Genomic DNA, 7,024 nt, shown 5'->3' with positions numbered 1-7,024 from the left:
GGCCTCGACCGTGCGGCGAAAGTCGTGCGAATAGATCCGGATTTGGGGATCGCTCCGGCGCCGCAACGTCGCGTGCGCATACATCTTGATCGTGGCGTTGATCACCGCGCCGCCGTCATTTTCCACGAAGTAGTGCGTGAGATCGGTGCCGCCGCCGGAGAAGGAGATGCGGACCGGCGAGCGGGCGCGGGCGAACACCTCGCTCTCCTCCGACAGGTTGAACAGCTCGCGGCTGAACACGTCGACCAGCCGGCCCTCGGTATCGAGGATTGGTACGACGTGGACGCGCTGGTCGAGCAGCTTGAGAATCTGCTCCCGCGGCCCCCCGGCTTGCGCCCAGACGAAGTTGTGGTTGATGCAGGCTGCCACCCGGTCGTGGATCGTGATGCCCGCCAGCATCCGCCGGCGGATGTCGCCATCGGTCACCGCGCCGACGATTCGTCCGCCCGGATCCTGCGCGAAGAGGATGCCGAGCCTGTTGGCGTTGAGGCGCCGGAAGGCTTCCTCAATCGTCTCTGCCTCGGCGATGGTGAGATGGCTCGTTTCTGCCAATGGTATGGATCCAAAAAGGGGAAGGAATTTCAGGCCCTTAACCCCGCGGCGAGCCCGCCGAAAGCGTCGCATTTTTCGAGTTGTTAGATACGGCAGGGGGGCGGATCATGCAAGTTTCCCGGAATCGAGCGCGTTCGCGCCGCAAATGGGCGCGTCAGCGCCGGAACCGTTGTGGGGACGGATCGAGCTGCCCGGTCTACGGCTCGCCTTGCCTTGCCGTCTGCTTTGCCTGTAATTGACGAGCTTGGCACTTGCGGAAGGTCGGCTTTGCCTAGGTCGGCCCCGTCGCGATCACCGGCGTTTACCGGTATGATGAAGGCTCTGCATGATTAGATTTGGGCTGCTCGGCTGCGGGCGAATTGCCAAACGCCACTCCGACCTCTTGGGCGGCAATTACGTAGAAGGTGCGAGCCTCGTTGCGGTCTGCGATCCCGTCCGCGCACGCGCCGACGCCATTGCCGGAAAATTCCGCGTGCCGGCGGTCTACGACATGGATGACTTTCTCGCCCGCAAGGACATCGACGCGGTCGCGGTGCTGACACCAAGCGGGCTGCATCCGGCACACGTCATCGCTTGCGCCAAGGCCGGCAAGCATGTCGTCGTCGAGAAGCCGATGGCGCTCCGATTACAGGATGCCGACGACATGATCCGGGCCTGTGACGGTGCAGGCGTGAAGATGTTCGTCGTCAAGCAAAACCGCTTCAACGTGCCCGTCGTCAAGGCGCGTGAGGCACTCGATGCCGGCCGCTTCGGCAAGCTGATTCTCGGCACCGTGCGCGTGCGCTGGTGCCGCGATCAGGCCTATTACGACCAGGACTCCTGGCGCGGCACCTGGGCCTATGACGGCGGCGTGCTCACCAACCAGGCGAGTCATCACATCGATATGCTGGAGTGGTTCTTCGGCGACGTCGTCAGCGTGCATGCGCGCGGGATGACGGCGCTCGCGAAGATCGAGACCGAGGATACTGCGGTTGCGACGTTGAAGTTTCGTAACGGCGCTCTCGGAATTGTCGAGGCCACCACTGCGGCGCGACCGACCGATCTGGAGGGATCGCTCTCGATACTCGGGGAAAAGGGCACGGTGGAAATCTCCGGCTTCGCGGTCAATCAGATCCGGCATTGGCGCTTCGTCGACGAGCTGCCGTCCGACAAGGACGTGGTCGAAAAATTCTCGGTCAATCCGCCCAACGTCTATGGCTTCGGCCATCAGGCCTATTATCGCCATGTGGTCGACTGCCTGGTGAACCAGCGCGCCGCGCTGGTCGACGGCCTCGAGGGCCGCAAGAGCCTGGAACTGATCTCCGCTCTCTATGAATCCATTGAGACCGGCGCGGAGGTACCGCTACGATTTACACCGCGGCTGAGCCGCCTGGGTGTCGTCACGTGAACAAGCCGGACATCCATCAGGCCGCTATTCGCGATGTCGCGTTCGGTGCCGGCGTCAAGGTCGTCGAGCCTTGCAATCTCTATGGCTGCAAGATCGGCGATGACTGCTTTGTCGGCCCGTTCACCGAGATTCAGAAGGGCGTGGTGATTGGCGCGCGCACCCGTGTGCAGTCGCATGCCTTTGTCTGCGAGCTGGTGACGATCGGCGAGGACTGCTTCGTCGGCCATGGCGTGATGTTCGTCAACGATACGTTTTCGACCGGTGGCCCGGCGCGGGGCCGCAAGGAACTGTGGCGCGAGACGGCGATCGGCAATCGGGTGTCGATCGGCTCGAACGCCACCATCCTGCCGGTGAAGATCGTGGACGACGTCGTGATCGGCGCGGGCTCCGTGGTTACCAAGGACATTACGACGTCGGGCACTTATGCCGGCAATCCGGCGCGCCGGCTGTAGACCGGTAACTGAGGAAATACGATCGATGGCCGTGCCTTTTGCCGATCTACATCTGCAGCATCAGACCATCAAGAGCGAGATCGATGCTGCAATCGCGGGCGTGATCGGTGATAGCGCGTTCATTCGCGGCAGCTATGTCGATGCCTTCGAACGGGAATTCGCCGAGGCAGCCCAGGTGAAGCATTGCGTGTCCTGTGCCAACGGTACCGATGCACTCTATCTCGCCATGAAGGCCCTGAAGGTGAAGCCGGGTGACGAGGTGATCACAACGGCGCATTCGTGGATTTCGACTGCGGCGATGATCACCCATGCCGGGGCTACGGTCGTGTTTTGTGACATTGACGGCGCGACCTTCACGATCGATCCGGCGGCGATCGAGGCTGCGATCACGCCGCGCACCGTTGGCATCATCCCCGTCCATCTTTACGGCCAGCCCGCCGATATGGACGCGATCATGGCGATCGCAGCCAGGCATGGATTGTGGGTGGTCGAGGATTGCGCCCAGGCGCATCTGGCGCGCTATAACGGGCAGATGGTGGGTACATTCGGCGCGGCCGCAACCTATTCGTTCTACCCAGGCAAGAATCTCGGTGCGATGGGGGACGCCGGCGCGGTGGTCACCAATGACGGCGGACTCGCCGAGCACATGACGATGTTGGCGCGCCATGGCGGGTTGGTGAAGCACCAGCACCAGATCGAGGGCATCAACAGCCGGCTCGATGGTCTGCAGGCGGCCATCCTGTCGGCGAAGCTGCCGCATCTGGCGGCCTGGACCGAAGCACGACAGTCCGCCGCGAAAGTCTACGACGCAGGACTCGGTCAAATCGAGGACATCGTGGTGCCTGCGGTCGCGCCCAGGCGCGGTCACGTCTACCACCTCTATACGATCCGCCATCCGCGCCGTGATGCATTGGCCGCCCATCTCAGGGCCAATGGTGTGCAGACGGCAGTCAACTACCCCACTGCATTGCCATTTCTGCCCGCCTATCAGCGGCTCGGGTACCGCACGGAGCAATTTCCAAACGCATATCGCGACCAGGCGCAGATCTTGTCGCTCCCGATGTTTGCCGAAATCACCCGTCCGCAGCAGGACGAGGTGATAGATCTGGTTCGGAAATTCTAGCGCTCGTCCGCGATCACCTTGCCGTCGTTCGGCAGCGTGCCGGGGCCGACCAGCTCGACCGCGCCGCCGAGCTTTGTCACCATCCGCAGTGTGCTCGCGATCTCCTCGCGCAGAGCCTCATTTGCCGCCGCCGTCTCCGCTTTCAGCGTCATTGCATCGGTCTCGCCCTGGCGCGTGACGACGAGACGCAGCCGGCCGAGTGCGGAATGCCGCTTGYCGATCTCGGCGACCTGCTCGGGCCGGACGAACATGCCCTTCACCTTGGTGGTCTGGTCGGCGCGGCCCATCCAGCCCTTGATCCGCATGTTGGTACGACCGCATTTGCTTGGGCCCGGTAGCGCCGCGGTGAGGTCGCCGAGGGCGAGACGAATCCAGGGATGGTGCTGGTCGAGCGAGGTGACGACGATCTCACCGACGTCGCCTTCCGCAACGGGATCGCCGGTGCCGGGCTTGACGATCTCCATGATCAGGCCCTCGTTCACGACCATGCCCTCGCGCGCCTCCGTCTCGAAGGCGACGAGACCGAGATCGGCGGTGCCGAAGGCCTGGTAGGCGTCGATGCCGCGCGCCTTGATCTCGGCCTGGAGCGAGGGCGGGAAGGCCGCACCCGAGACCAGCGCACGCTTGATCGAGGAGACGTCGCGGCCCGCGGTGGCCGCTGCATCGAGCAGGATCTTCAGGAAGTCCGGCGTGCCGCTATAGCCGACCGGCCGGTAGGCCTCGATCAGCTCGAATTGCTGCTCGGTATTGCCGGGCCCGGCCGGAATCACCGCACAGCCGAGCGCGCGCGCGGACGAGTCGAAGATGAAGCCGCCGGGGGTGAGGTGGTAGCTGAAGGTGTTGAGCACGATGTCGTCGGGCCGGAACCCGGCCGCGAACAGCGCCCGTGCGCCGCGCCAGGGATCGGCCTGCCGGCCCTCCGGCTCGAAGATCGGACCCGGGGAGGTGAAGAGCCGTGCGAACGAGCCCGGTGCCGCCGCCACGAAGCCGCCGAAGGGCGCGGAGGCCTTGTGCAGGGCCGGCAGTTCCGACTTGCGCAGCACCGGCAGGCACGCCAGCGCCGCGCGCGTGGTCACCGTGGCCGGATCCAGCCCCTTGAGCCGGTCGGCATAGGCGGGCGCCGTCATCGCGCTACGCAGCACGCCCGGCAGGTGCGAAAACAGCTCGGCCTCGCGCGCGGCTTGCTCGCGCTTCTCGAGGGCGTCGTAATGGGCGGTCATGGCTGATCTTTCCGGGTTGGCATCCGTTGCACGCCGCCGCCGGCATCGGTATCAGACGGCCATTGTCGGGACGTGGAGAGAGCGAGATGGCGGACGAGCGGATCACGGCGGCGGAGGAGACGGCCGGCGTCGTCGCGCGCCTGAAACGTCGCATGATCGACGACGCGATGCCTCTGTGGTCGACCGTCGGCTGGGACCATGTCGCGGGCGGTTTCATCGATCGGCTGCACCGCGACGGCACGGCGGATGCCGCCGCGCCGAGGCGCGTGTTCGTGCAGGCCCGCCAGATCTACTGCTACGCCAAGGCGGCGCAGATGGGCTGGTATCCTGAGGGGCGCGCCATCGCGCTGAAGGGGCTGGAGCACCTGCTGGCACGCGCGAAGGCGCCCGACGGCCGGCCGGGCTATGTGCACCGGCTGACGCCGGATGGCGCGGTGCTGGACGCCCGGCGCGACGCCTACGACCACGCCTTCATCCTGTTTGCGCTTGCGACCGTCTACGCGCTCGACAAGGACGCGCAGGTTCGCGCCGAGATCGACGCGCTGCTCGCCTTCCTCGACGGCCATCTGCGCTCGCCGCATGGCGGCGTCCACGAGGGGCTGCCGGTCTCGCTGCCGCGGCGGCAGAACCCGCACATGCACCTGTTCGAGGCGATGATCGCGTGCTTCGACGCGACCCACGATCTGTCGTTCCAGAACCGCGCCGGCGAATTCTTCGCGCTGTTCCTCGCCAATCTCTACGACAAGCAGAGGCACATCCTGACCGAGTATTTCGAGGAGGACTGGTCGAAGATCGAGCCGGTCAGTGTCGAGCCTGGCCATCAGGCGGAGTGGGTCTGGCTGCTGAAGGGATTCGAGCGCATCACGGGCTGCCCGACCGGGCAGCGGCGTGCGGAGCTGCTGGCGAGCGCGCTGCGCTATCGCGACGAGGCGACGGGCTGCCTGACCGACGAGGGTGATGCCACCGGCCACATCCGCCGCAGCACGCGCCGGCTGTGGCCGCAGACCGAGATCGCGAAGGCGTGGACCGCGCAGGCCGAGTCCGGCGAGGCGGGCGCGGCGGATGAGGCGCGCGCGGCCCTGGTGCGGCTCGAACGGCATTATCTCAGCCATCCCGTGCGGGGCGGCTGGTACGACCAGTTCGATCGCGACGGCAAGTCGCTGGTCGACACCATTCCTGCGTCGTCGTTCTATCATGTTCTCTGCGCAGTCACGGAAGCGGAGCAGGTGCTGGAAGGTTAGAGCCAGCGCTTGCGCCGCTTGAAGCTCTTGAGGTTCTTGAAGCTCTTGCGCTGGTCGCCGGCGCCGCCGAGGTAGAATTCCTTGACGTCCTCGTTGTCGCGCAATTCGTCCGCGGTGCCGTCGAGCACGACCTTGCCCTGCTCCATGATGTAGCCGTGGCTCGCCACTGACAGTGCGGCGCGCGCGTTCTGCTCGACCAGCAGGATGGTGACGCCGAGGTCGCGGTTGATCTTCTGGATGATGGAAAACACCTCTTTCACCAGCAGCGGCGACAGACCCATCGACGGTTCGTCCATCAGTATCATCTTCGGGCGCGCCATCAGCGCGCGGCCGATCGCGAGCATCTGCTGCTCGCCGCCGGAGAGATAGCCGGCAAGGCCGGTGCGCTCTTTCAGGCGCGGGAAATAGTTGAAGACCATGTCGATGTCGGCATCGACCTCGCGGTCCCTGCGGGTGAAAGCGCCGAGCTTGAGGTTCTCCAGCGACGTCATGTCGGCGACGATGCGGCGGCCCTCCATCACCTGGAAGATGYCGCGGCGGACGATCTTGTCGGGATCGATGCCGTTGATCCGCTCGCCCTCGAACAGGATCTCGCCGCGCGTGACCTCGCCGTCCTCGGTCTTGAGCAGCCCCGAGATCGCCTTCAGCGTCGTCGACTTGCCGGCGCCGTTGGCCCCGAGCAGCGCCACGATCGCGCCCTTGGGCACGTCGAGGCTGAGGCCGCGCAGCACCAGGATGACGTCGTCATAGACGACCTCGATATTGCGCACGCCGAGAAGGGGCGGCGCGGGCACGATGCTGGGTGAGGGACGACTGGCTTCGGCGATCTCGGTCATTCTTTATAACTCCGCTGTCGTCGCCCGGCTTGACCGGGCGACCCCGTATTCCAGAAACGCCCGACGTTCCCTGAGAAGCCGCGGCGTACTGGATCCCCCGCCTTCGCGGGGGATGACAGTTGTTTGTGGAGCGAAGGCGGGGCTCACCACCCCAGCAATTCCGCCTTGCGCGGCAGCTCCACGGTCTTGACCTTCTCGAGCTTGATCGTGCCC

At 65.3% G+C, this 7,024-nt stretch carries 7 protein-coding genes; 4 read left to right on the top strand and 3 right to left on the bottom strand.

Annotated features, from left to right (window positions below; genetic code table 11):
* Window positions 1-552 (bottom strand): CBS domain-containing protein (locus tag AC1D00_RS19785; protein ID WP_477011821.1); only part of this gene is annotated, 552 nt, incomplete at its 3' end.
* A gap of 325 nt (window positions 553-877) precedes the next feature.
* Here AC1D00_RS19785 and AC1D00_RS19780 point away from each other — a divergent pair.
* Genes AC1D00_RS19780 through AC1D00_RS19770 form a run of 3 tightly spaced genes read left to right on the top strand, consistent with a single transcriptional unit; the run spans window position 878 to window position 3,514 of the window.
* Entirely contained in the window at window positions 878-1,939 is a 1,062-nt protein-coding gene (locus tag AC1D00_RS19780) for a Gfo/Idh/MocA family protein (protein WP_477011820.1), read from the top strand.
* A complete protein-coding gene (locus tag AC1D00_RS19775; RefSeq protein WP_477011819.1) occupies window positions 1,936-2,391 on the top strand; it encodes an acyltransferase in 456 nt (151 codons plus the stop codon). The genes AC1D00_RS19780 and AC1D00_RS19775 overlap by 4 nt, the downstream gene beginning before the upstream one ends.
* A 25-nt stretch (window positions 2,392-2,416) precedes the next feature.
* A complete protein-coding gene (locus AC1D00_RS19770) occupies window positions 2,417-3,514 on the top strand; it encodes a DegT/DnrJ/EryC1/StrS family aminotransferase (RefSeq protein ID WP_477011818.1) in 1,098 nt (365 codons plus the stop codon).
* On the opposite strand, the gene AC1D00_RS19765 is transcribed toward AC1D00_RS19770, so the two are convergent.
* Window positions 3,511-4,734 carry a phenylacetate--CoA ligase family protein gene (locus tag AC1D00_RS19765; protein ID WP_477011817.1) on the bottom strand — a complete coding sequence of 408 codons (1,224 nt, stop codon included), beginning with the start codon at window positions 4,732-4,734 and terminating at the stop codon, window positions 3,511-3,513. The two genes, AC1D00_RS19770 and AC1D00_RS19765, sit on opposite strands and share 4 nt — an antisense overlap.
* Before the next feature lie 86 nt (window positions 4,735-4,820).
* Between AC1D00_RS19765 and AC1D00_RS19760 the strand changes: the two genes are divergently transcribed.
* On the top strand, window positions 4,821-5,975 hold the full coding sequence (locus tag AC1D00_RS19760) for an AGE family epimerase/isomerase (protein ID WP_477011816.1): 1,155 nt from the start codon (window positions 4,821-4,823) through the stop codon (window positions 5,973-5,975).
* On the opposite strand, the gene AC1D00_RS19755 is transcribed toward AC1D00_RS19760, so the two are convergent.
* On the bottom strand, window positions 5,972-6,811 hold the full coding sequence (locus AC1D00_RS19755; protein WP_477011815.1) for an ABC transporter ATP-binding protein: 840 nt from the start codon (window positions 6,809-6,811) through the stop codon (window positions 5,972-5,974). The two genes, AC1D00_RS19760 and AC1D00_RS19755, sit on opposite strands and share 4 nt — an antisense overlap.
* Between the last annotated feature and the right edge of the window lie 213 nt (window positions 6,812-7,024).

This window comes from Bradyrhizobium sp. P2_E8 (genome assembly GCF_056403875.1).
This window is presented reverse-complemented; position numbering and strand designations above follow the sequence as displayed.